Genomic DNA, 24,574 nt, shown 5'->3' with positions numbered 1-24,574 from the left:
CCTCGTGGGGCGGGGCATGATTAGCTGCCTAATAATTAGATCTGTTCAATGAGTTGCTTATGCCCCTGACCGACAACCAACACCGCTTCGGCATGCAGCTGGCCCAGATGTCCCGGGGTTGGCGTGCCGAGCTGGACCGCCGCCTGGCCGGGCTCAACCTGTCCCAGGCGCGCTGGCTGGTGTTGCTGCACCTGGCCCGTTTCGAAGAGGCCCCGACCCAGCGTGAGCTGGCCCAGAGCGTGGGCGTCGAAGGCCCGACCCTGGCGCGCCTGCTCGACAGCCTGGAGGCGCAGGGGCTGGTACGCCGGCAGGCAGTGCTGGAGGACCGGCGGGCGAAGAAGATCGTGCTGTGCCCGCCGGCCAAGCCACTGATCGACCAGATCGAGACGATTGCCAATCAGTTGCGGGTCGAGCTGTTCACTGGCGTGGATGAAGCGGAGCTGCAGGTGTGCATGCGGGTACATGCCAAGATCCTGGCCAACCTGGAGAAATCCTGAGGGGGCCTGGGGCCGCTTTGCGGCCTGTGGGAGCGGGTTTACCCGCGAAGAATGCGACGCGGTGTATGGCACCGGCTTCGCCGGTGTTCGCGGCTAAAGCCGCTCCCACAGGGTACCCGGCATACCTAGAAGGTATGCCCCAGGTTCAGGTACACCGCCTGCTCATGCGCACTGTTGGCCCCGTAGCTCAGGTTCAACGGCCCCAGCGGCGTCTCCAGCCCCAGGAAGATGCTCGCCGCATTGATGTAGCCACTGTCGAACTCGTTATCGTTGTTCCATGCCCGCCCTCGCTCCAGCGACCCACCGATGTACAGCGGGAAGTCCAGCGGCACGTAGGCCCGTGGCGTCAGGCGGCGGTAGTAGACCATGCGCATCAGGCTCACGTTCTGGCCCGATACCGAGTCCTGGCGGAAGCCTGAAAGCTCCCGCGCGCCACCCAGCACGAAGCTCGAAGTCACCACCTCGGTATCATCCAGCGTGCGCCCGTAGCGCCCGCCCAGCACGAAGGTGTTCGGCCCGCTGCTGATGGCCTTGTCCAGGTTGAACATCCACTGCCGGTAATCCTGGTCGGAATCCAGCGACTGGTCATACTTGCGCAAGGTCAGGCCGATATCTTCGCCGCGATGCGGGAAGTACACGTTGTCGAGGGTGTCGAACGAGTACTTCAGCTCGTAGAAACCTTCGTTGAAACTGACCTTGGGCAGGTCCTGGTCGCCGATGCGCACCTCGGCTTCGCCCCAGGCCTTGCCCACGCCCAGGCGCACTTCACCGTTGGTGCCGATCTGCCGCCCCAGGTTCAGGCCAAAGCCGTAACGCTCCAGGCGGTACTCGGCCACCGGGTCGTTGTCCAGGGTGGCTTCGATGTTCTGCGAGCCGAAGTCCAGATACGGTGCGATGAAATAGCGCGAGCCCACGTCCAGCGGCTGGTAGAACTCGCTGTACAGCTCCTGCTGGTCGCCTATCTGACCACGGGTCAGCCATTCGGCGCCGAGGCTGTTGATGCCGTTGACCCGGTAGCTGGCACCCAGGTTGAAGGCGCTGTCGCCGCGCAGGTCGTCCGACAGGTTCAGGCCCAGGCGCAGGTAGTCGGTGCCACCGCGTCGGCCACGGGCATTGATCACCAAGGTGTTGTCGTCGCCCTTGTGCACCACGCGGTACTGCACCCGGTCGAAGTAGTCCAGGCCGTACAGCGTGCCCATGTCGGTCTGCAGGCGGCCGAGCTCCAGCGGCGCATCGATCGGTTGGCGAATGTACGAGCGGATGACCTCGTCGCTGACCTTGGAGTCGTTCTCGATCCTGATCGCGGTGATCGTCGGCGTGCGCTGGCGCGGCGAGCGGGCCACGGCCAGGCTGCTGTCACCTTCGGGCTGGCGCAGGGCGGCAAGGCGCGGGTCGAGCAGGCGGGTGGCGCGGTAGCCGGCCTCGATCATTTCTTGGGCGCGGCCAAAATCGGTCACGCCGAAGGCAGTCAGCGGTGGCTGGATGAGGATGTCATCGCGGTGCAGGCTGGCCAGTTGTTCTTCCGAGTTGCGCCGGGTCATCAGGGTGATCGACTGGTTGAGCACGTCGACCACCGTGGCCAGCTGCTTGCGGTCACGCAGTGGGGTGCCGATGTCGACCACGATGGCCAAGTCCACACCCATTTCACGGGCGACGTCCACCGGGATGTTGTCGACCATGCCGCCGTCCACCAGTAGCCGGCCGTCCAGCTCGACCGGGGCGAACACCGCGGGGATCGACATGCTGGCGCGGATCACCTGGGGCAGGTGGCCACGGCGGAACACCACCTTTTCGCCACTGGCGATATCGGTGGCCACGGCGCGGAAGGGGATGGGCAGCTTGTCGAAGTCACGGGTATCGGCGGTGTGCGCCAGCTTGCTTTCCAGCAGCAGCGCCAGGTTCTGGCCCTGGATCACGCCCAGCGGCAGGCCCAGGCTGCCGTCGTCGCGAAAACTGAGCTTCTGCTTGACCAGGAAGTCGCGGTCATCCTGCTTGCGCCGGAACGGCACGTCCTTGCGCGGCGGGGCGTCGGACAGCGCCTGTTGCCAGTCGAGGGTGGTGGCGAGCTTTTCCAGCTCTTCGACGCTGTAGCCCGAGGCATACAGGCCGCCGACTACGGCCCCCATGCTGGTGCCGGCGATGGCGTCGATGCGCACACCCTGTTCCTCCAAGGCCTTGAGCACACCAATGTGGGCCAGGCCACGGGCCGCGCCCCCCGACAGCACGAGGCCAACCTTGGGCCTGGCGGGTTCGGTGGCGAATGCCGTGAGGGAGGTGAAGGTGAGCAGGAAACAGAACAGCAAACGGCGCATCGTGAGTCTCAAACCGTGGGCTAAAGACCGCTAGTATAAGCGGCCCCTCACCTGGAGATGCCCCACCATGGCCGACAGCAAACCGGAAATCGTCATCACGTATTGCACCCAGTGCCAATGGCTGCTGCGTGCCGCCTGGCTGGCCCAGGAACTGCTCAGCACCTTTACCGACGACCTTGGCCGCGTGGCACTGGAGCCTGGCACCGGCGGTATCTTCCGCATCACCTGCAATGGCGTGCAGGTCTGGGAGCGCAAGGCCGATGGTGGCTTCCCCGAGGCCAAGGTACTGAAGCAGCGGGTTCGCGACCAGATCGACCCGCAGCGTGGCCTGGGCCACAACGACCGCTGAATCAGGCGCCCTCGGCCAGTGATGGCTGCCTGGGCGGTTGTTCGGCGGCCAGGCGGCTGGACAGTACGATGGCGAAGATGATCAGTGCGCCGCCCAGCAGCATGCGCAGGGTCGGGGTTTCGGCGAACACCGCCCAGGCCACGGCGATGCCATAGACCGGCTCCATGCCGAACACCACGGCGGCGGTGCGCGCCTTGATCACCGACAGGCTGGCGACGAACAGGCTGTGTGCCACGCCGGTGCAGAAGATGCCGAGCAGGGCGATCCACAGCCAGTCCATGGTGGTTACGCCAGCCAGGCCCGGCGCCGCGAACGGCAGCAGGCACAGGCCCACTACCAGGTTCTGCCACAGTGCCGCCTGCACCGCAGGCAGGCGGCCGGAGCCAGCGCGGTTGGTGAGTGACAGCAGGGAGAACAGCAGCCCCGACAGCAATGACCAGAGCAGGCCACCGGTGGCTTCACTGGCCAGGTCGAATGCCGGCGTGACCAGTACCAGGCCGATGCTGACCAGCAGCACCAGCAAAGCCTCGTTGCGGCGGATGCGTTCGCGGAACAGCAGGCCCTCGAGGATTACGGTAAAGGCCGGGAAGCTGGCGAAGCCGAGGGTGGCGATGGCCACGCCGGCAACCTTTACCGCGATGAAGAAGCTGACCCAGTGCCCGGCCAGCAGTACGCCGCCGAGCAGCAGGCGGCGGGCGTCCTGACCGCTCAGGCGTTGCCAGCCCGGCCCGGCCAGGCTGGCGAACAGGGCCAGGGCGAGCACGGCGAAGGCGGCGCGGCCGAAGACGATGATCGCCGGGCTGGCGCTGGCGGCCAGTTTGCCGAAGACGCCGGTAAGGCCGAAGAACAGCGCGCCGATGTGCAGGGCGCCGAGGGCGGTACGGTGGTTCATGGGTGGTCCTTGCTCAAGATCTCTGCTGGCTGTGCCGGCCTCTTCGCGGGTAAACCCGCTCCCACAGGTACTGCACCGCTTTTGAAGCCTGTGCAGTACCTGTGGGAGCGGGTTTACCCGCGAAAGGGCCGGCACAGGCAAAGTGTATAGGCACAGGCAAAGGCGGTCTGTCGCAAGACTGGCGTCAATTGTCGCCAGACTCTCGCCGCAAAGCCAATGGCGTACACCCGAACGCCCGCAACATCGCCGCCGAAAACGCACTCTGCGAGCTGTACCCCACCTGCGCCGCAATCTCCCCCATCGGTAGCAAGGTCTGCGTCACCAGCCGCCGCGCCTTGAGCAAGCGCCGCTGGCGAATGTAGTCCATTGGCGTCATCCCGCACTCCGCTGTGAAGCGCGCATGCAGGCGGGCGCTGGACAACCCGGCGATGCGCGCCAGGTCAGCCACTTGCAGCGGGTAGGCGGCATGCTGCTCGATATGCGCATCGAAGGCTGCATAAGGCAGACGCTGGCTGGCCGTGACGCTGGCTGCCACCGTGGGGTTGAGGCTGGCCAGCAGCAGCGCTGCCCCTTGCCGGGCAATCAGTGGGTCGTGCACGGGGCTGGTCGCCAGCCAGTCCACCAATTGTTGCTGGCGTTCATCCAGGCCCAGGGCGGCGGGGCGGTCGAGCAGGCGACGGCTGGCATCGGCATGTTCGCCCAGTTGCTCGCGCAACCAGTGGTCCCCTGGTACATCCAGCACCAGGCAATCGCTGCCGCCATCGCTGGCGCAAGTGTGGTGGGCGCCCGCCGGTACCACGATCAGCCCTTGTCGATCGATCCCGGCGCCATGCCCCTGCACCTCGAACTCCAGGCGACCGCGCAGGCCGAACACCAGTTGCGGGTGTTCGTGGCTGTGGGCGATCAGGCTGTCGCGGTAATGGCGCAGCGAGAGGATCGGGCCGGCGGTCATGGGAAAAGTTGTCCTCGCAGGGCAGAAACGCATTGTGCCTCATTCCCGGCAGTCCATCACTCGTAACGGTTTTGCCACTGCGCTGTCATCCGCGCCTGCCAGTCTCCAGCAAACCGCGCCGGAGCTTGCCCATGACCCATGCCGAACTGTCCCGCCCCTCGCGCAAGCAACGCGTGCGTACCCTGTGGATTTCCGATGTGCATCTGGGCACCCGCGACTGCCAGGCCGAACACCTGTCGCAGTTCCTCAAGGGTTACCAGGCTGACCGCGTCTACCTGGTGGGCGATATCATCGATGGCTGGAAGCTGCGCGGCGGAATCTACTGGCCTCAAGCTCACACCAACGTGATCCGCCGCCTGCTGACCATGAGCAAGCGGGGCACCGAGGTGATCTACGTCACCGGCAACCATGACGAATTCCTGCGCCGTTACTCCAGGCTGATCCTCGGCAACATCCAACTGGTGGACGAGGCCGAGCACCTGACGGCCGATGGCCGCCGCCTGCTGGTGATCCATGGCGACCAGTTCGATGTAATCACCCGTTACCACCGCTGGCTGGCGTTCCTCGGTGACCGTGCCTACGAGTTCACCCTGGTGCTCAACCGTTGGCTCAACCACTGGCGTGCCCGCTATGGATACGGCTATTGGTCGCTGTCGGCGTACCTGAAGCACAAGGTCAAGGGCGCGGTGAACTTCATCAGCGACTTCGAGGATGCCATTGCCCACGAGTGCACCCGCCGTGGTTTTCATGGCGTGGTGTGTGGGCATATCCATCATGCCGAGATTCGCCAGGTGGGGGAGGTGGAGTACCTCAATTGCGGGGATTGGGTGGAGTCGTGCACGGCGCTGATCGAGCATTGGGATGGCACGATCGAGCTGTACCGGTTGGCCGAGGCGCAGGCGCGTGAAGCGCAGGCAGCGGCGGCGGTGCGCGAACCGGTGTAGGGTTTGAGGCCCCAAAAATCTACAGGCTGATCTTGCCCAACAGGATATCCCTGAACATCGCGAAATCCCCGATCAGGCTGTACAACGGGTGGGTAAAGGTCGCAGGCCGGTTCTTTTCGAAAAAGAAGTGCCCGACCCAGGCAAAGCCGTAGCCGAACACGGGCAAGGCCAGCAGCAGCAACCATTTGCCACTGCCGATGGTATAGGCCAGCAGGGCAATCACCAGGCTGGTGCCGACGAAGTGCAGGCGGCGGCAGGTGGGGTTGCTGTGCTCCCCCAGGTAGTAAGGGTAGAACTCGGCAAAACTGCGAAACTGCGCTGTGCTGTTCATGGCAGTGCTCCGGGATTAATACTTCTGGACAAGATGCACGGCATGGAGCCTGATTCGAGTCTAGAGTGACTGGCGAGGCCTATCAGTGACAATAGGCGCCAATTGAATATCCTTGGGGTTCACCGCAGGAGCGGTCAGCATAAGATGCCTGTCATGAGCGAAAGAACCACGTCGGCCAGCTGGGCATCAGGGATCGTCAAGGCACTCGAACTGGAAGGGCTGGACTGTCGGGCCATGTTCAAGCAGCTGGGGCTGGACTTCGCAGCTCTCGACGACCCCGACGCGCGCTTCCCCCAGGATTCCATGACCCGGCTTTGGCAACTGGCGGTGGAACTGTCGGGCAACGAGGCCATAGGCCTGAACATGGCGAGGGTGGTGCGCCCGGCTTCGTTCCATGTGGTGGGTTATGCGTTGATGTCCAGCCGCACCCTGGCCGAAGGCTTCGAGCGCCTGGTGCGTTACCAGCGCATCATCGCCGAAAGCTCCGACCTCAGCTTCGTCCTCGGCCCCGAGGGCTATTCGCTGATCCTGACCGTACACGGCGATCACCTGCCTCCGACCCGGCACAGTGCCGAAGCGTCGCTGGCCTGCGCGCTGGCGCTGTGCAGCTGGCTCAGCGGTCGGCCGGTGCAACCGCGCCGGGTGCTGGTGCAGGGGCCGCAACCAAAGGACATCGAGCCATACAAGGTGGCGTTCCACTCGCCGCTGGTGTTCGGTGCGCCGCACGATGCGTTGGTGTTCGAACGCGCCGACATGGAGGCACCGCTGCCTACGGCCAACGAAGCCATGGCCATCCTGCATGACCGCTTTGCCGGCGAATACCTGGCGCGTTTCTCGGAAAGCCGGGTCACCCATCGCGTGCGTCAGGTACTGTGCCGTATCCTGCCGCAAGGCGAACCCAAGCGCGAAACCCTGGCCCAGGCCCTGCACCTGTCGCAGCGCACCTTGCAGCGGCGGCTGCAGGAAGAAGGCACCAGCTTCCAGACCTTGCTCGACGATACCCGTCGCGAACTGGCCGAACAGTACCTGGCGCAGCCAGGCATGACCCTGCTGGAAACCGCCTACCTGCTGGGGTTTGCCGACCCCAGCAACTTCTATCGGGCGTTTCGCCGCTGGTTCGATGCCACGCCCAGCGAATACCGCGCCCGCCTGGGTGCCGAGCCTGAGGTGGTCAGTGGCGCCAGAACGCCGGCATGCACAACACTAGCACGGTGATGATTTCCAGGCGGCCGAGCAGCATGCCGCTGGCGAGAATCCACTTGGCAGCGTCCGGCAGCGTGGCGTAGTTGCCTGACGGGCCGATCACTTCACCCAGGCCCGGGCCTACACCGGAGACCGTGCCGGCAGCGCCGGTCAGGGCGGTCATCCAGTCCACGCCAAGCAAAGACAGCAGCAACGCCATGACGCAGATGGTGATGGCGAAGAAGAACGAGAAAGTCAGGATCGAACGCACGATTTCTTCGTCGAGGCGGTGGCCGTTGTACTTCTGCTTGATCACTGCGCGCGGGTGGATCAACTGGTTGAGGCTGGCCTTGAGCAGGATGTAGGCCACCTGGAAGCGGAAGATCTTGATACCGCCTGCAGTCGAGCCGGAGCAGCCGCCGACGAAGCCCAGGTAGAAGAACAGCATCAGCGAAAAGTTGCCCCACAGGCTGTAGTCACCCAGGGCGAAGCCGGTGGTGGTGACCACCGAGGTCACGTTCAGCGCCACGTGGCGCAGGGCGTCCAGCCAGTGCAGGTTGGTGGTGGCCCAGTACCAGGTGCCAAGCACCAGCCAGGTGACCACCAGCATGCCTAGCAAACCTTGCACCTGCTGGTCGCGGATCAGTGCCTTGCGGTTGCCGCGCAGGGTCGCCACATAAAGGGTGAAGGGCAGGCTGCCGAGGATCATCACCACCACCGCGACCCAGTGCACGGCCGGGATATCCCACTTGGCCAGCGACTGGTCGGAGGTGGAAAACCCGCCAGTGGAAATCGCCGACATGGCGTGGTTGATGGCATCGAACGGGCTCATGCCGGCCCACCAGAAGCCCAGCGCGCCCAGGATCGAGAAGCCGACGTAAACACCCACGATCGACTTGGCGACCATGTGCGAGCGCGGCATGACCTTCTCCGAGCGGTCGGACGATTCGGTCTGGAACAGGCGCATGCCACCGATGCGCAGCAGCGGCAGGATTGCTACCGCCATGCCGATGAAGCCGATGCCGCCGAGCCAGTGCAGCATCGAACGCCACATCAGGATGCCCGGCGACATGTTGTCCAGCCCGCTGAGCACGGTGGCGCCGGTGGCGGTGATGCCCGACATGCTTTCGAAGAAGGCGTCGGTGTAGCTGATGTGCTGGGTCAGCAGGAACGGCAGGGCGGCGAACACGCATACCACCAGCCAGCTGCTGACGGTCAGCAGGTACATGTCGCGCGGGCGCAGGTGCACGTGTTCGGGGCGGCCCTGGAGTACCAGGGCCAGGCCGGCGATGAAGGTGATCAGGCTTGACCAGAGGAACGACGGCATGTCACGGGTGCGTTCGAAGACCACCAGCGTAGCCATGGGCACGGCCATGCTGACGGCGAGGGTAATCAGGAAGATGCCGATGATGAAACCAATGATCCTTAAGGTCGGCAACGCCATGTGATCTGCTCTGACTCGAAACGGAAGGGCGCCATTCTACCTATGGGTCTGGTGATGTAAACGCTAGAATGGCGACACATTTACCTGCCAGGAGGGTAGCCGATGGAGGCTCTCGACGCATTGCTCAACCGTGTTTCCGTGCCACGCCTGACCGACCCGGCGCCCAATACCGCCCAGCGCGAGGCACTGTTCCAGGCCGCCCTGCGCGCCCCGGACCACGGCCAGCTGCGGCCGTGGCGTTTTCTCACCATCGAAGGCCAGGGCCGCGAGAAGCTGGGTGAGCTGTTCGCCGAAGCGCTGCAGCACAGGGGGGATGCCAGCCAGGCTGCCCTGGACAAGGCCCGCGCCATGCCCCTGCGTGCGCCGTTGCTGATCGTGGTGGTTGCCAAGCTGCAGGACCATTTCAAGGTACCCAAGTCCGAGCAGCGGCTGGCGGCGGGCTGTGCGGCGCACGGCATCCTGATTGCCGCACATGCGCAAGGTATCGGTGCGGTATGGCGCACCGGGGACATGGCTTTCGATGCCCATGTGCACAAGGGCCTGGGGCTGGCCGCGAACGAGGAAATCATCGGTTACCTGTATGTTGGTACGCCGCTGACCGAGCCGCGCACCGCGCCGATTCTGGAAACCGCTGATTTCGTCAGTGCCTGGGGCGAGTAACCTGGCCTTGGGCTGATTGCAGTATCAGGGCCGCTGGCCCTTTCGCGGGTAAACCCGCTCCCACAGGTGCGGCATAATTCTTGAGTCTTGCGCAGTTCCTGTGGGAGCGGGTTTACCCGCGAAGAGGTCAGAGGCCTTCACATCATCAGCTGCCGATTGCCTCAATCTCCCATAGGTGTGGCTTAAGTCTTGAGTCTTGCGCAGTTCCTGTGGGAGCGGGTTTACCCGCGAAGAGGCCAGAGGCCTTCACATCATCAGCTGCCGATTGCCTCAGCCTCAGGCAACTCCAGCCGAGCTACAAATCCACCTTGTGGGTGATTGTCCAAAATCAGACTACCGCCATGCCGCTCCGCCGCCTTGCGTGCAATCGCCAGCCCCAGCCCATGCCCCGGCGCATCCTGCCCCGGCGCACGGAAGAACGGCTCCCCCAGCTGCGCCAGGTGTTCCGCCGCTGCCCCCGGCCCATGGTCACGCACGCTGATCACGATACGGCCCTGCTCGCGCACGGCGCCGACTTCGATCGGCTGGCCCTGCGGGTTGAAGCGCAGGGCGTTGCGCAGCAGGTTGTCCACGGCACGCTCTATCAGCGTTGGCCAGCCCTGCAAGGTCAACCCCGGCTGTGCTTCCAGGCGCACATCCTGCTCTGGTGCGCTGAGCTGGGCGTCCTTGCGCACGCTGCCGAGCAGGGCGTTGAGGTCGACCGGCTCGGCATGCGCCTGTTCGGCATCGACCCGCGCCAGGGCAAGGATTTCGCTGATCAGGTCCTCAAGGCGGTCGCATTCGCGGGTCAGGCGTGGCCACAGCGCCTCGCGCTGCTCAGGCTCGGCACGCTCGGCCAAGGCCAGGGCGATACGCAGCCGGGCCAGCGGTGAGCGCAGTTCATGGGACACATCGCGCAGCAACTGGCGCTGGCTGCCGATGGTGCTTTGCAGGCGCGCCCCCATCTTGTTGAAGTCCTTGGCCAGCACGCCGAACTCGTCACGCCGCGCCGCCAGCCGCGCCAGGCTGTTCTGCTGGTAGGTGGTCTGGCCCAGGTCATGCACGGCGCTGCGCAGGCGGCTGAGCGGGCGGGTGATGGACAGTGTCACCAGCAGGCTGAACAGGGTCAGCACCACCAGCGCAATGCCCAGCGCACTGAGCGGCCACAACAGGCTTTCGCGGTGCCAGGCATCCAGCGCCGGGTGGGGTATGCGGTAGATCAGCAGGTACGTCTCACCGGTGTCGGGGCTGGTGTATTCCTCGGTCAGCCGGCGCCACGGCAGGCGCCGCTGGTCATTGTGCTGGCGTGCCTCGAAGGCCGCCGCACGGCGCGGGAAAGTGCCGGGCACCACGGCTTCGCCACTGTCGTCGAGCACCTGCACGTCGATCTTGTAGCGGTCCTTGCGCCGTTCCAGGAAGTGTTGTGCCGAAGCCAGGCCTTCCTGTTCGTAATGCTTGGCCCACTTGCTGGCCAGGGTATTCAGGCCCGGGTGGCGGCTGAGGATCCAGGCATCCTGGTTGAGCATATGGCCCAGCAGGATCGACAGGCCCGCAACCAGGGTGATGGCCAGCCAGAAACTGGCCAGGATGCGCCAGAACAGTGAACGCAAGTGCACCTCCTGCAAACAAGAAAAGCCCGGCTCGCACTGAGGCGGGCCGGGCATCGGGCGGACAGCTTACTGGGCCTTGTTGCCTTTTTCAGCTTTCCAGGCCTGGAACTCCTGCCACTCGGCTTTCTTTGCGGCGCGTTCCTTCTGCAGTTCGTCGAACTTCTTCTGCTGCTCAGGCTTGAGCAGGGCACGGACCGCGCCGTCGGTCTTGTCGCGGTTGGCCTGCAGTTCGTCTTTCATCGCCTTCTGGTCGGCGGCCGGCAGTTTGGACAGGTAGCGCTCGGTGATGTCGCGGCGCTGTTTCATCTGTTCACCCATCAGCTTGCCGATCTGCTGGCGCTGGTCACGGCTCAGGTCCAGCTGGTGGAAAGGCGCATCACCGCGATGATGTGGGCCGTCGTGGCGCGGGCCGCCTTCAGGCATGGCCATGGCCACGGTCGGCAGGGCGGCGGCGAACATCAGGGCGATAAGGGTCTTGCGCATGGTGTCTCTCCTTTCATGGGCCGGTGGTTACCGGATGAGCACAGTCTAGGGAGATCATCGTCAAGCGCGGTCAGCGGAGGGTAAAGGCTCGGTAAAGATGAATGAGGGCCGCTGCGCGCCCCGGCGATTTCACAGGCAGTAGTAGTAGCCACGGCTGCGCAGGGCGACGATGCGTGGCCGGCCATCGGCGTGGGGGCCGATCTTCTTGCGCAGGTTGCTGACATGCATGTCCAGGCTGCGGTCGTACAGGGTCAGCTTGCGGCCCAGGCCGATCTGCGCCAGTTCCTGCTTGTCCAGCGGCTCGCCGGGTTGGCGCAGCAGCGCTTCGAGAATGCGGCTTTCGGACAGCGTCAGGGTCATTTCGCGGCCATCGATGCTGGCCACGCCACGGGCAGGGCTGTAGACCAGGTCGCCCAGTTCCACCTGGCTGGTGGTGGCGGTGGGGTGGCTGCGGCGCAACACGGCGCGCAGGCGAGCGGTGAGTTCACGCGGGTCGCAAGGTTTGGCCAGGTAGTCGTCGGCGCCCAGTTCCAGGCCAAGGATACGGTCCAGCGGCTCGCCGCGGGCCGAGAGCATCAGTACCGGCAGTTCGGCATGCTCGCTGCGTAACTGCTTGAGCAGTTCCAGGCCACTGCCGTCGGGCAGCATCACGTCCAGCACCACGGCCGCCGGGGCATGCGTGGCCAAGGCCTGGCGTGCGCTCTGGCCATCGTGGCAGGCGCGCACGGTAAAACCTTCCTGGGTCAGCCAGCTGCCGAGCAGCTCGCACAGCTCCTGGTCATCATCTATCAGTAACAGCTCGCTCATGACTCACTCAATTCAACCATTGACGGCGGCTATTCGGCCCGCCAGTGGCAAAGATACCGCAGACTGATGGCAACAGTATAACTGCCGGCACCGCGTGGCCTTCTTCGCGGGCTTGCCCGCTCCCACAGGGAAAGTGCAAAGCTTGAAGCCTGCGCCGTCCCTGTGGGAGCGGGTTTACCCGCGAAGAAGGCCACGCAGTCTCAGATCAAGGCAGCACTTGCTTGAACGGCTTGACCACCACCTTGTCGTACACGCCCGCGGCAATGTAAGGGTCGGCATCGGCCCAGGCCTGCGCGGCGGCCAGGGATTCGAACTCGGCAACGATCAGGCTACCGCTGAAACCCGCTTCGCCAGGGTCGTTGCTGTCGATGGCCGGGTGCGGGCCGGCCAGTACCACGCGGCCCTCGGCCTTCAACTGCTGCAGGCGTTCGATGTGCGCCGGGCGGGCGGCCAGGCGCTTTTCCAGGGAGTTTGCGACGTCGCTGGCGATGATGGCGTAGAGCATGTCAATCCTTGGGTTTGGAGGTAGAAGGGTCGTCGTGCAGGTGGCGCGACAGGTACACACCCTGCGCCACCAGGAACAGCACGGTCATGCCCAGGCTGCCGAACACCTTGAAGTCGACCCAGAAGTCCTGGAAGGTGAAGGCGACGAACAGGTTGGCCGCGCCGCAGAACAGGAAGAAGCCGATCCAGGCCAGGTTCAGGCGGGCCCAGATGGCATCGGGCAGGCTCAGGGCGTGGCCCATGATGCGTTTGATCAGCACCCGGTCGCCGATGAAGTGGCTGCCGGCGAAGCCCAGGGCGAACAGCCAGTTCACCACCGGCGCCTTCCACTTCAGGAAGGTTTCGCTGTGGAAGGTCAGGGTCAGACCACCGAACACCAGGCAGGCCACCAAGGTCAGCCACTGACCCTTTTCCAGCTTGCGCTGGCGCAGGAACAGCGCGCCGTAGACCACCAGCGAGCTGATGATCAGCATGGCCGTGGCGCTGTAGATGCCGCCGAATTCGAAGCTGTGGCCGGCGACTTCCATGGGGCGCGGGTCAAGCTTGTAGACGATGAAGAACAGCAGCAGCGGGATGAAATCGATGAATTGTTTCACAATGGCAGCCAGAATCGGGATGTGACGGCATAATAACAAACATCGATTCCAGCGAAAGCGCTCCTCCATGAATGTTGATCTGCACTGTCACAGCACGGCCTCCGATGGCGCCCTGTCGCCCTCGATACTGGTCGCCCGGGCCCATGAGCATGGGGTGCAAACGCTGGCACTGACCGACCATGACACCATCGAAGGCCTGCCCGAGGCGCGCCAGGCGTGCCGCGACAAGGGCATGCACTGGGTCAGCGGGGTGGAGCTGTCGTGCACCTGGGGTGGCGCAACCATCCATGTGCTGGGTTATGACTTCCCGCTCGACGCGCCGCCCCTGCTGGCGGCGATCGAAGCGCTGCACCGTGGCCGCTGGCTGCGTGCCGAAGAAATCGACAAACGGCTGGCTGCCAAGGGCATGCCCGGTACCCTCGACGGCGCCCGCGCCGTCCAGCACGAACTGGGCGATAGCGGCAATGCTCCGGCGCGCCCGCATTTTGCCGAGTACCTGGTACGTGCCGGGCACGTCAAGGACCGCGGCGAGGCGTTTCGCAAATGGCTGGGGGCCGGCAAGCTGGGGGACGTCAAGCAGCACTGGCCGACCCTCGATGAAACCGTCGCCACCTTGCGCCAGTCCAACGCTTGGGTGAGCCTTGCGCATCCCATGCACTACGATCTGACCCGCAGCAAGCGCAGAAGGCTGATTGCCGACTATATTCAGGCAGGCGGGCAGGCACTTGAAGTGGTCAACGGGATGATGCCTGCCGAGCAGGTGGGCACCATGTCCATCCTCACCCGTGAGTTCGGCTTGCTGGCAAGCGCTGGCAGTGACTTCCACGGCCCCGGCACCTGGGGCGAGATCGGTGCCTACCGGCCTTTGCCCGAGGACCTGCCACCTCTGTGGCGCCGATTCAGCCATGAACAGCCTTTGGCGGTATGAACAGGACGACTACGTGAGCCAATTTTTCCAGATTCATGCGGAGAATCCGCAGGCGCGCCTGATCAAACAGGCCGTCGAGATCATCCGCAAGGGTGGCGTGGTGGTGTATCCGACCGACTCGGCCTATGCCCTGGGTTGCCAGATCGGTAACAAGGCGGCGATCGAGCGGGTGCGGCGCCTGCGCGGCCTGGACAAGACCCACAACTTTACCCTGATGTGCTGCGACATGTCGCAGCTGGGGTTGTATGCCAAGGTCGATACCGGCACCTTCCGCCTGCTCAAGGCCCACGTACCCGGGCCTTACACCTTCATCCTCAACGGCACCCGCGAGGTGCCGCGTCTGCTGCTGCATGAAAAGCGCCGAACCATCGGCCTGCGCGTGCCGGACCATGCCATCACCCTGGCGCTGCTGGCCGAACTGGGCGAGCCGCTGATGAGCGTGAGCCTGATCCTGCCGGGTGATGACGAGCCGATGACCGACCCTTACGAGATCCGCGAGCGCCTGGAGCATCATGTCGATCTGGTAATCGATGGCGGTTTCGGTGACCTCAAGGCATCGACCATCATCGACCTGTCCGGCGATGAACCGGAACTGGTCCGTGAAGGCTGCGGCGATCCCACGCCGTTCCTGGTCAGCGCGTGAGTCAGGTGGAAACACCCGAGGCACCGGCCGAACAGGCCGAGGAGCCTCGGCAGTTGCAACTGGCCCTGGTCTATGGCGAAGCCTTGACCGAGCTGCCGCTGGACCTGTACATCCCGCCGGACGCCCTGGAAGTCATCCTCGAAGCCTTCGAAGGCCCGCTGGACCTGTTGCTGTACCTGATCCGCAAGCAGAACATCGACATTCTCGACATCCCGGTAGCCGAAATCACCCGGCAGTACATGGGCTACGTGGAACTGATGAAGAGCGTGCGCCTGGAGCTGGCCGCCGAATACCTGGTGATGGCTGCCATGCTCGCCGAGATCAAGTCGCGCATGTTGCTGCCGCGCTCGGCCGACGTCGAGGAGGAGGAGGGTGACCCGCGCGCCGAACTGATCCGCCGGCTGCAGGAGTACGAGCGCTTCAAGGCTGCCGCCGAGGGTATCGATGAGTTGCCACGGGTCGGTCGTGAGGTGGTGGTGCCGCGCCTGGAGGCGCCGCAGGCCAAGGTGCGCAAGCTGTTGCCCCAGGTCAGCCTGGAAGAGCTGCTGGTGTCGATGGCCGAGGTGATGCGCCGCAACGACCTGTTCGAAAGCCATCAGATCACCCGCGAGACCTTGTCCACTCGCGAGCGCATGAGCCAGGTGCTGGAACGCCTCAAGGGCGGCGGTTTCGTGCCGTTCGTCGAGCTGTTCGCCGCCGAGGAGGGCAAGCTGGGCGTGGTGGTGACCTTCATGGCGATTCTCGAGCTGGTGAAGGAATCGCTGGTCGAACTGGTGCAGAATGAACCCTTCGCCGCCATCCACGTGCGGCTTCGCCCGGCGCTTGTTGAAGAACCTGATGAACCTGAATGAACCCCGCGACCTGGCGTCGCTGATCGAAGCCTTCCTGCTGGCTTCGGGCAAGCCGCAATCCCTGGAGCGCCTGTACGAGCTGTTCGAGGAAGCCGAGCGACCGGAGCCCAAAGTCTTCAGGCAGGCGCTGGAGCTGCTGGGCAAGTCGTGCAGTGGCCGCGCCTTCGAACTCAAGGAGGTGGCCAGCGGTTACCGTCTGCAGATTCGCGAGGACTTTGCGCCGTGGGTCGGGCGCCTGTGGGAAGAGCGCCCGCAGCGCTACTCGCGTGCTTTGCTGGAAACCCTGGCACTGATCGCCTATCGCCAGCCCATCACCCGTGGCGAAATCGAGGATGTGCGGGGCGTGGCGGTGAACAGCAACATCATCAAGACCTTGATGGAGCGCGAGTGGATCCGCGTGGTCGGCTACCGCGAGGTGCCCGGGCGGCCGGCGATGTTCGCCACTACCAAGGCGTTTCTCGACCATTTCAACCTCAAGAGCCTGGACGAGCTGCCGGCCTTGGCCGAACTGCGGGAGATGGAGCCGGAGCCGCTGCTCGACCCGGATGATGCGCCAGTGCCGGCGCACCTGCAGGCATTGGCCGATGCCAGCCTTGGGGAAGAGGAAGAGGTTGCCGAGCCGAAGGAGGAGACCAGCTTCCGTAGCCTGCTGGTGGAGCTGGATGCCATGGAAGAGGGGCTGAAGACCGATTTTGATGATTTGCGCGAGGAAGAGGCTGAGGCCTCGGTGGAAGAAGAGGGCAAGTCACTGCCCTGAAGCTTCTGTTGTCTGTGCTGGCCCTTTCGCGGGTAAACCCGCTTGCACAGGTACTGCATCACTCTCAAAGCCTGTGATATCCCTGTGGGAGCGGGTTTACCCGCGAAGAGGCCAGCACTGCCAATACTTCACCATTAGGCAGAAACCTCTGGCAAAGCCCACAAAACCCTCTACCCTCCAGTGCGTTCCGCCGCCGAACCGCGTATGATGCGCGGCCTTTTGGCGCGTTCGTCGCCAGAACCCGTATTTCATTCCTACACCGGGAGGTGCCCAGATGAGTGAGCAAGACCTGCAAGATACCGAGATCACCCCTCCATCCGGCGAAAAGCTGCAGAAAGTGCTGGCGCGCATTGGCGTTGGCTCGCGCCGTGACGTCGAGGCCTGGATCAGCCAAGGCCGCATCAAGGTCAACGGCGTCGAGGCCACCCTCGGCCAGCGCGTCGACCTGCACGACGCCATTGCCGTGGATGGCAAGTTGATCAAGCGCGAAGAGGCCGCCGAGGCCACCCGCCGGGTGATCATGTACAACAAGCCCGATGGCGAAATCTGCACCCGTGACGACCCGGAAGGTCGCCCGACCGTGTTCGACCGCCTGCCACGGCCGAAAGAAGGCCGCTGGATCAACATCGGCCGCCTCGACATCAACACCACCGGCCTGCTGCTGTTCACCACCGACGGTGAACTGGCCAACCGCCTGATGCACCCGTCCTACGAGATGGACCGTGAGTACGCGGTACGTGTGCGTGGTGAGGTCGACGACGAGATGATCGAGCGCCTGAAGGCCGGCGTGATGCTGGAAGATGGCCCGGCCAAGTTCACCGATATCCAGAAGGCACCCGGTGGCGAAGGCTTCAACCACTGGTACCACTGCGTGGTGATGGAAGGTCGTAACCGTGAAGTGCGTCGCCTGTGGGAGTCCCAGGGCATGGTGGTCAGCCGCCTGAAGCGCGTGCGTTTCGGCCCGGTGTTCCTCAACTCCGACCTGCCGATGGGCCGCTGGCGGGAAATGACCCAAGGCGAAATCGACATCCTCGCTGCTGAAGTGGGCCTGCAACCGGTGGCGCTGCCAGCCATGAAGCTCAAGGCCAAGGACAAGATGGAGCGCCTGCAGCGCAAATCGACCCGCCCGCTGGGCCGTGGCGAGCGCGTGCGCAACCTGCGCCCGGCTCAGGAAGGTGCAGCTGCCGGCGAACGCCCGGCGCGCCAAGCGCGTGAAGAGGCCCCGCGCAAGTCCAGCCGTGGCAGCACCGTGGCCGAGCGCCCGAGCGAGATGCGCAAGCGTCCGGCCAAGCCTGAGGGTGACAAGCCTGCAGGGCGTGGCCGCGGCAAACCGCGTGGCTGATTGGCTTTTGCGTTGAAAGAGAACCAGCCTTCGGGCTGGTTTTTTTATGCCTGTGAGATTTTGGGGCTGCTTTGCAGCCCTTTCGCGACACAAGGCCGCTCCTACAGGAACCGCGCAATACTCGAAATTGACGCGGCCTCTGTAGGAGCGGCCTTGTGTCGCGATGGGCCGCAAAGCGGCCCCAAGATATTGAACAAAAAGTATTTTTCGGACGACTGGCAAGTTCTCGAACCGCCTTGTAAAGAAAATTGTACGAATGTGGTCGATTTCAGCCAGGATTTCAGATTTGGTCGAATCATGTAAACAAACCTTGCCGCCGCTTCCTCAACAAGACAGCCGGCCAAGCCTCTCCCACCCTTGCCCAAACCCCCGCCCCACGGTGTTATAGCCGCCATTGCCGTGTGCAAAAGCCTGTCCACAGAGACAGGCTGACAAAACAACAAATGGAGGCGCCATGTACGCCGATCACTCCGCCTCTCAAGGCCCACACCACAGGATCGCTGCGTTTTTTCCCGAGGAAACGATGCAGTGCGTTGACGCCTGCGCGTTTGCAGGGGTATACAGTGCGCCGCGTTTTACCTGTGACTCCTTTGCGTACCGCGCACTCTTGATCACGCCTGGTTGACCCGCCCCGGCGGCACCTGAGGTCAAGAAACCCAAGGTAACCACCTTGCCCATTCCGCTGCGCCACGAGCGCGGTGGGTCCGATTCCGTCACAGATAAAAACAATGCAGGTGACTTCGTTCATGAGTGGACAAAACATGCATTCAGGCGAGCTCAAGCGGGGCCTGAAGAACCGCCATATCCAGTTGATCGCCCTCGGCGGTGCGATTGGTACCGGCCTGTTCCTCGGCTCGGCAGGCGTGATGAAATCCGCTGGCCCGTCGATGATCCTTGGCTACGCCATCTGCGGCTTCATCGCCTTCATGATCATGCGCCAGCTCGGCGAAATGATCGTCGAAGAGCCGGTGGCCGGCTCGTTCAGCCATTTCGCTCACACCTACTGGGGTGGTTTCGCCGGCTTCCTGTCCGGCTGGAACTGCTGGGTGCTGTACATCCTGGTGGGCATGTCGGAGCTTTCGGCGGTCGGCAAGTATGTTCACTACTGGTGGCCGGAAATCCCTACCTGGGTCACGGCGGCAGGCTTCTTCGTGCTGATCAACGCCATCAACCTGATGAACGTGAAGTTCTTCGGTGAAGCCGAGTTCTGGTTCGCCATCATCAAGGTGGTGGCCATTGTCAGCATGATCGGCCTGGGTGCCTACCTGCTGACCAGCGGCAGCGGCGGCCCAGAAGCCACAGTGGCCAACCTGTGGTCGCATGGTGGCTTCTTCCCGAACGGTGTCAGCGGGCTGGTGATGGCCCTGGCCTTCATCATGTTCTCCTTCGGTGGCCTGGAAATGCTCGGTTTCACCGCCGCCGAGGCCGACAAGCCGAAGACCGTGATCCCCAAGGCGATCAACCAGGTCATCTACCGCATCCTGATCTTCTATGTCGGTGCCCTGGTGGTGCTGCTGTCGCTGACCCCATGGGACAACCTGGTCGCCAGCATCGATGCGTCCGGTGGCAGCTATGGCAGCAGCCCGTTCGTGCAGGTGTTCTCGCTGCTGGGTAGTGATGTGGCTGCGCACCTGTTGAACTTCGTGGTGCTGACCGCAGCGCTGTCGGTGTACAACAGCGGCACATACTGCAACGCCCGCATGCTGCTGGGCATGGCCGAGCAGGGCGATGCCCCGGCATCGCTGGCCAAGGTCGACAAGCGTGGCGTGCCGGTGCGTTCGATCCTGGCTTCGGCCGCCGTGACCTTCTTCGCGGTGCTGCTCAACTACCTGATGCCACAGAACGCACTGGAGCTGCTGATGTCGCTGGTGGTGGCCACCCTGGTGATCAACTGGGCGATGATCAGCTACTCGCACCTGAAGTTCCGCCAGCACCTGGACCGCACTGGCCAGAAGCCGCTGTTCAAGGCGCTGTGGTACCCCTATGGCAACTACATCTGCCTGGCGTTCGTGGTGCTGATCCTGGGCATCATGCTGATGATCCCGGATATCCAGGTGTCGGTGTATGTGATGCCGCTGTGGGTGTTCGCGATGTTCGTGGTGTACATGGTCAAGCCGCGTCGCCGGATGAATGGCGGTGTCGCTGCGGGTGGCATGGCCAAGTAAGGTGCCGCAGATAGCGTACAAGAACCCGAAGTCAGGAACTGGCTTCGGGTTTTTTATTGCCTGTACCGGCCTCTTCGCGGGTAAACCCGCTCCCACAGGTTTAGCGCTGCTTTAAGCTCAGGTGATGTCCCTGTGGGAGCGGGTTTACCCGCGAAGAGGCCGGCACAGCCAACAATCAGATCTGTTCGAGCAACCAGCTGCGAAACGCTCGCAGCGACGGCAATGCCTCATTGCGCGGCGGATAGATCAGGTAATAACTGCGCTGGCTGGCAAACGCCACCCCCGGGCTGTACAGCTCGCCCTTGGCGAGTTCTTCCTCCACCAGGATGCGCGGCACCAGGCCGATGCCGATCCCGGCCCGTACCGCCTGGATCAGGTGCGAGGTCAGTTCGAAGCTTGGGCCCAGGCGCATTGCCCGGTGCGCCAGGCCATGATGCGAGAACCATTCACCCCAGGCATGCGGGTTGTTGGCCACATTCAGCAGCACCTCTTCACTGATGCGTGCCGGGCTCCAGCCCTGGCTTTCCGCGCCAGCCTCCGGCGGCAATATCACCACCAGTTCCTCGGCATGCAGCCGATGGCAGATCAACCCGGGCAGATCGTGGCTGGCCACGCCGATGGCGGCATCGATCTCGCTGGTGTCGAAGTTGATGGCTTCGATGCGTGAGTGTATGTGCACCAGCATGCCCGGGTGGGCACTGTAGAAGGCGTGCAGGCGTGGCAGCAGCCATTTCGAGCCGAAGGTTGGCAGGGTGGCCAGGCGCAAGGTGCCCACCCCCGACTGGTAGGCCAATGCCTGCAGGGTGGCGCTGCGGATGCGCCCCAGTGCTTCGCTGAGCTCGCGCTGGTACAGGCGGCCGACATCGGTCAGCTGCACCTGGCGCCCCTCGCGGCGGAACAGGGTCAGGCCCAATTGCTGCTCCAATGCCTGCACCTGGCGGCTGACTGCGCTTTGGGTCAGTGACAGTTCGGCGGCGGCGCGGGTGTAACTTTCATGCCGGGCGGCGGCTTCGAAAGCCAGCAACAACGACATGGACGGGGTCAGATGGCGGTAATTCATTCATGAAAGTCATCAATAGCGGCAGGATTATCCGTTTGCCCCTGAAGCGAAACTACAGGAACATTGGCCTGTACGTCATCCTTGCATGGCTGCATCCATGCCGGAACGACAGGAATCCCGTGAATTAGCCCATATCAAGAGGCCATCCTTCGATGATCGCCCAGCTGCCGACCGTTGCCCCGAGCGCCAACTACCCCGAATTCCTCGAAGCCCTGCGCAACAGTGGCTTCCGTGGCCAGATCAGTGCCGACTACGCTACCCGTACGGTGCTGGCCACCGACAACTCGATCTACCAGCGCTTGCCACAGGCGGCGGTGTTTCCGCTGGATGCCGACGATGTGGCGCGGGTCGCCACGCTGATGGCCGAGCCGCGCTTCCAGCAGGTCAAGCTGACCCCGCGCGGCGGTGGTACGGGCACCAACGGCCAGTCGCTGACCGACGGGATCGTCGTCGACCTGTCGCGGCACATGAACAAGATCCTCGAAATCAACGTCGAGGAACGCTGGGTGCGGGTGCAGGCCGGTACCGTCAAGGACCAGCTCAACGCGGCCCTCAAGCCGCACGGGCTGTTCTTCGCCCCCGAGTTGTCCACTTCCAACCGTGCCACTGTCGGCGGCATGATCAACACCGACGCCAGTGGCCAGGGTAGCTGCACCTATGGCAAGACCCGCGACCATGTACTGGAGCTGCACAGCGTGCTGCTCGGTGGCGAGCGCCTGCACAGCCTGCCGATCGACGATGCCGCGCTGGAACAGGCCTGTGCCGCGCCTGGCCGGATCGGTGAGGTGTACCGCATGGCGCGGGACATCCAGGAAACCCAGGCCGACCTCATTGAAACCACCTTCCCCAAGCTCAACCGTTGCCTGACTGGCTACGACCTGGCGCACCTGCGCGACGAGCAGGGCCGCTTCAACCTCAATAGCGTGCTGTGCGGCGCCGAGGGCTCGCTGGGCTATGTGGTCGAAGCCAAGCTCAATGTGCTGCCGATCCCCAAGTACGCCGTGCTGGTCAACGTGCGCTATACCAGCTTCATGGATGCCCTGCGTGATGCCAACGCGCTGATGGCGCACAAGCCGCTGTCGATCGAGACCGTCGACTCCAAGGTGCTGATGCTGGCGATGAAGGATATCGTCTGGCACAGCGTCGCCGAATACTTCCCGGCCGACCCCGAGCGACCGACCCTGGGCATCAATCTGGTGGAGTTCTGCGGCGACCAGCCGGCCGAGGTCAATGCCAAGGTGCAAGCGTTCATCCAGCACCTGCAGAGCGACACCAGCGTCGAGCGCTTGGGCCACACCCTGGCCGAGGGCGCCGAGGCGGTGACCCGCGTCTACACCATGCGCAAGCGTTCGGTGGGCCTGCTGGGGAACGTCGAGGGCGAAGTGCGCCCACAGCCGTTCGTGGAAGACACTGCGGTACCGCCTGAGCAACTGGCCGACTACATCGCCGACTTCCGTGCGCTGCTCGATGGCTATGGCCTGGCCTATGGCATGTTCGGCCATGTCGATGCCGGCGTGCTGCACGTGCGCCCGGCGCTGGACATGAAGGACCCGGCCCAGGCCGCACTGGTCAAGCCGATTTCCGACGCCGTGGCGGCACTGACCAAAAGCTATGGCGGCTTGCTGTGGGGCGAGCACGGCAAGGGCCTGCGTTCGGAATACGTACCGGAATACTTCGGCGAGCTTTACCCGGCGCTGCAGCGTCTGAAGGGGGCTTTCGACCCGCACAACCAGCTCAACCCGGGCAAGATCTGCACCCCGCCAGACAGCGCCGAGGGCCTGACCAAGGTCGATGGCGTGACCCTGCGCGGCGACCTCGACCGCACCATCGACGAACGCGTGTGGCAGGACTTCCCGAGCGCCGTGCACTGCAACGGCAACGGCGCCTGCTACAACTACGACCCCAACGACGCCATGTGCCCGTCGTGGAAGGCCACCCGTGAACGCCAGCATTCGCCCAAGGGCCGCGCTTCGCTGATGCGCGAATGGCTGCGCCTGCAGGGCGAGGCCAACATCGATGTACTGGCGGCTGCGCGCAACAAGGTGTCGTGGCTCAAGGGCCTGCCGGCACGCCTGCGCAACAACCGTGCGCGCAGCCAGGGCCAGGAAGACTTCTCCCATGAGGTTTACGACGCCATGGCCGGTTGCCTGGCGTGCAAGTCGTGCGCCGGGCAGTGCCCGATCAAGGTCAACGTGCCGGACTTCCGCTCGCGCTTCCTCGAGCTGTACCACGGCCGCTACCAGCGCCCGCTGCGTGACTACCTGATCGGTTCGCTGGAATTCACCATCCCGTACCTGGCCCACGCGCCAGGCCTGTACAACGCGGTGATGGGCTCGAAGTGGGTGAGCAAGCTGCTGGCCGACAAGGTCGGCATGGTCGACAGCCCGCTGATCAGCCGCTTCAACTTCCAGGCCACCCTGACCCGCTGCCGCGTTGGCGTGGCCACGGTACCGGCCCTGCGAGAGCTGACTCCAGCGCAGCGCGAGCGCAGCATCGTGCTGGTGCAGGACGCCTTCACCCGTTACTTCGAAACGCCGCTGCTGTCGGCCTTCATCGACCTGGCCCACCGCCTGGGCCACCGGGTGTTCCTGGCGCCGTACAGTGCCAACGGCAAGCCGCTGCATGTTCAGGGCTTCCTTGGGGCGTTCGCCAAGGCAGCGATCCGCAATGCCACCCAGCTCAAGGCCCTGGCCGAGTGCGGCGTGCCGCTGGTGGGCCTGGACCCGGCGATGACCTTGGTGTATCGCCAGGAGTACCAGAAAGTACCGGGCCTGGATGGTTGCCCGCAGGTGCTGTTGCCGCAGGAGTGGTTGATGGATGTGCTGCCGGAGCAGGCGCCGACTGCGCCGGGTAACTTCCGCCTGATGGCGCACTGCACCGAGAAGACCAATGTGCCGGCGAGCACCAGGCAGTGGGAGCAGGTGTTCGCCCGTTTGGGGCTGAAGCTGGTGACCGAGGCGACTGGCTGCTGCGGTATGTCGGGTACCTATGGGCACGAGGCGCGTAACCAGGACACTTCGCGGACCATCTTCGAGCAGTCGTGGGCGACCAAGCTGGACAAGGAAGGTGAGCCGCTGGCGACGGGCTACTCGTGCCGCAGCCAGGTCAAGCGCATGACCGAGCGGCAGATGCGCCACCCGCTGGAAGTGGTGCTGCAGTACGCCCAGCGCTGACCTTCACGGCCCCGGGGGCTGCCTTGCAGCCCATCGCGACACAAGGCCGCTCCTACAAGAGACCGCGTTTTTCTTGTAGGAGCGGCCTTGTGTCGCGAAAGGGGCGCAAAGCG

General features: G+C 64.1%; 23 protein-coding genes. 12 read left to right on the top strand and 11 right to left on the bottom strand.

The features are described from left to right. Positions 1-59: 59 nt before the first annotated feature. On the top strand, positions 60-497 hold the full coding sequence (locus J5M58_RS00475; RefSeq protein ID WP_013973685.1) for a MarR family transcriptional regulator: 438 nt from the start codon (positions 60-62) through the stop codon (positions 495-497). Positions 498-622: 125 nt separating this feature from the next. On the opposite strand, the gene J5M58_RS00470 is transcribed toward J5M58_RS00475, so the two are convergent. Beyond that, complete coding sequence (locus J5M58_RS00470; protein ID WP_112253183.1) at positions 623-2,809, bottom strand: patatin-like phospholipase family protein; 2,187 nt, start codon at positions 2,807-2,809, stop codon at positions 623-625. 67 nt (positions 2,810-2,876) lie between these two features. On the opposite strand from J5M58_RS00470, the gene J5M58_RS00465 reads away from it, so the two are divergent. Then, positions 2,877-3,158, top strand: coding sequence for a SelT/SelW/SelH family protein (locus tag J5M58_RS00465; protein ID WP_112253182.1), 282 nt, complete (start codon positions 2,877-2,879; stop codon positions 3,156-3,158). A 1-nt stretch (position 3,159) separates the two neighbouring features. On the opposite strand, the gene J5M58_RS00460 is transcribed toward J5M58_RS00465, so the two are convergent. Then, positions 3,160-4,050, bottom strand: coding sequence for a DMT family transporter (locus J5M58_RS00460; RefSeq protein ID WP_112253181.1), 891 nt, complete (start codon positions 4,048-4,050; stop codon positions 3,160-3,162). Between the two features lie 184 nt (positions 4,051-4,234). Further along, positions 4,235-5,002, bottom strand: a complete 768-nt coding sequence (locus J5M58_RS00455) for an AraC family transcriptional regulator (protein WP_112253258.1) — start codon at positions 5,000-5,002, stop codon at positions 4,235-4,237. Positions 5,003-5,133: 131 nt separating this feature from the next. On the opposite strand from J5M58_RS00455, the gene J5M58_RS00450 reads away from it, so the two are divergent. Then, entirely contained in the window at positions 5,134-5,946 is an 813-nt protein-coding gene (locus J5M58_RS00450; RefSeq protein WP_112253180.1) for a UDP-2,3-diacylglucosamine diphosphatase, read from the top strand. Between the two features lie 19 nt (positions 5,947-5,965). Here J5M58_RS00450 and J5M58_RS00445 read toward each other — a convergent pair whose 3' ends face one another. Continuing rightward, positions 5,966-6,277 (bottom strand): DUF962 domain-containing protein, encoded by a 312-nt coding sequence (locus tag J5M58_RS00445; protein ID WP_112253179.1) that lies wholly within the window; start codon positions 6,275-6,277, stop codon positions 5,966-5,968. Between the two features lie 153 nt (positions 6,278-6,430). On the opposite strand from J5M58_RS00445, the gene J5M58_RS00440 reads away from it, so the two are divergent. After that, the gene (locus J5M58_RS00440) at positions 6,431-7,492 is read left to right on the top strand and encodes an AraC family transcriptional regulator (protein WP_112253178.1); all 1,062 of its coding nucleotides are present in this window, start codon (positions 6,431-6,433) and stop codon (positions 7,490-7,492) included. Here J5M58_RS00440 and J5M58_RS00435 read toward each other — a convergent pair. Continuing rightward, positions 7,449-8,903: a TrkH family potassium uptake protein gene (locus tag J5M58_RS00435; RefSeq protein ID WP_112253177.1), complete on the bottom strand. Its 1,455-nt coding sequence runs from the start codon at positions 8,901-8,903 to the stop codon at positions 7,449-7,451. The genes J5M58_RS00440 and J5M58_RS00435 overlap by 44 nt on opposite strands. 102 nt (positions 8,904-9,005) lie before the next feature. On the opposite strand from J5M58_RS00435, the gene J5M58_RS00430 reads away from it, so the two are divergent. Further along, positions 9,006-9,563: an NAD(P)H nitroreductase gene (locus J5M58_RS00430; protein ID WP_112253176.1), complete on the top strand. Its 558-nt coding sequence runs from the start codon at positions 9,006-9,008 to the stop codon at positions 9,561-9,563. A 254-nt stretch (positions 9,564-9,817) separates the two neighbouring features. On the opposite strand, the gene J5M58_RS00425 is transcribed toward J5M58_RS00430, so the two are convergent. The 5 genes from J5M58_RS00425 to J5M58_RS00405 form a co-directional block, all read right to left on the bottom strand. Next, positions 9,818-11,158, bottom strand: coding sequence for a HAMP domain-containing sensor histidine kinase (locus tag J5M58_RS00425; RefSeq protein WP_112253175.1), 1,341 nt, complete (start codon positions 11,156-11,158; stop codon positions 9,818-9,820). A 60-nt stretch (positions 11,159-11,218) separates the two neighbouring features. Further along, complete coding sequence (locus J5M58_RS00420) at positions 11,219-11,635, bottom strand: Spy/CpxP family protein refolding chaperone (protein ID WP_112253174.1); 417 nt, start codon at positions 11,633-11,635, stop codon at positions 11,219-11,221. Positions 11,636-11,764: 129 nt separating this feature from the next. Then, positions 11,765-12,442: a response regulator transcription factor gene (locus J5M58_RS00415; RefSeq protein ID WP_025340136.1), complete on the bottom strand. Its 678-nt coding sequence runs from the start codon at positions 12,440-12,442 to the stop codon at positions 11,765-11,767. 205 nt (positions 12,443-12,647) lie between these two features. After that, positions 12,648-12,947 (bottom strand): YciI family protein, encoded by a 300-nt coding sequence (locus tag J5M58_RS00410; protein ID WP_012273585.1) that lies wholly within the window; start codon positions 12,945-12,947, stop codon positions 12,648-12,650. 1 nt (position 12,948) lies between these two features. Next, a complete protein-coding gene (locus tag J5M58_RS00405; RefSeq protein ID WP_112253172.1) occupies positions 12,949-13,542 on the bottom strand; it encodes a septation protein A in 594 nt (197 codons plus the stop codon). Positions 13,543-13,609: 67 nt separating this feature from the next. Between J5M58_RS00405 and J5M58_RS00400 the strand changes: the two genes are divergently transcribed. The 6 genes from J5M58_RS00400 (at position 13,610) to J5M58_RS00375 (ending at position 20,228) form a co-directional block, all read left to right on the top strand. Then, on the top strand, positions 13,610-14,470 hold the full coding sequence (locus J5M58_RS00400; RefSeq protein ID WP_023661025.1) for a PHP domain-containing protein: 861 nt from the start codon (positions 13,610-13,612) through the stop codon (positions 14,468-14,470). A 13-nt stretch (positions 14,471-14,483) separates the two neighbouring features. Then, positions 14,484-15,113 (top strand): L-threonylcarbamoyladenylate synthase, encoded by a 630-nt coding sequence (locus tag J5M58_RS00395; RefSeq protein WP_112253257.1) that lies wholly within the window; start codon positions 14,484-14,486, stop codon positions 15,111-15,113. Positions 15,114-15,238: 125 nt separating this feature from the next. Further along, on the top strand, positions 15,239-15,964 hold the full coding sequence (locus J5M58_RS00390; protein WP_170978905.1) for a ScpA family protein: 726 nt from the start codon (positions 15,239-15,241) through the stop codon (positions 15,962-15,964). Next, entirely contained in the window at positions 15,951-16,721 is a 771-nt protein-coding gene (gene scpB / locus J5M58_RS00385) for an SMC-Scp complex subunit ScpB (protein WP_112253170.1), read from the top strand. The genes J5M58_RS00390 and scpB overlap by 14 nt, the downstream gene beginning before the upstream one ends. A 274-nt stretch (positions 16,722-16,995) precedes the next feature. Further along, positions 16,996-18,063 (top strand): 23S rRNA pseudouridine(2605) synthase RluB, encoded by a 1,068-nt coding sequence (gene rluB, locus J5M58_RS00380; RefSeq protein WP_112253169.1) that lies wholly within the window; start codon positions 16,996-16,998, stop codon positions 18,061-18,063. Between the two features lie 746 nt (positions 18,064-18,809). Continuing rightward, the gene (locus J5M58_RS00375) at positions 18,810-20,228 is read left to right on the top strand and encodes an amino acid permease (RefSeq protein WP_181457367.1); all 1,419 of its coding nucleotides are present in this window, start codon (positions 18,810-18,812) and stop codon (positions 20,226-20,228) included. Between the two features lie 175 nt (positions 20,229-20,403). Here the strand turns inward: J5M58_RS00375 and J5M58_RS00370 are convergent, their stop codons facing one another. Further along, a complete protein-coding gene (locus J5M58_RS00370; protein ID WP_039612606.1) occupies positions 20,404-21,288 on the bottom strand; it encodes a LysR substrate-binding domain-containing protein in 885 nt (294 codons plus the stop codon). A gap of 152 nt (positions 21,289-21,440) precedes the next feature. Here J5M58_RS00370 and J5M58_RS00365 point away from each other — a divergent pair, with 152 nt between their 5' ends. Then, a complete protein-coding gene (locus J5M58_RS00365) occupies positions 21,441-24,461 on the top strand; it encodes an FAD-binding and (Fe-S)-binding domain-containing protein (protein WP_112253167.1) in 3,021 nt (1,006 codons plus the stop codon). Positions 24,462-24,574 lie beyond the last annotated feature (113 nt).

This window comes from Pseudomonas sp. 32_A, assembly GCF_017490905.1.
GTDB lineage: Bacteria > Pseudomonadota > Gammaproteobacteria > Pseudomonadales > Pseudomonadaceae > Aquipseudomonas > Aquipseudomonas inefficax.
Note: the sequence above shows the minus strand (reverse complement) of the source record. Positions and strands in the feature narration are given on the sequence as shown.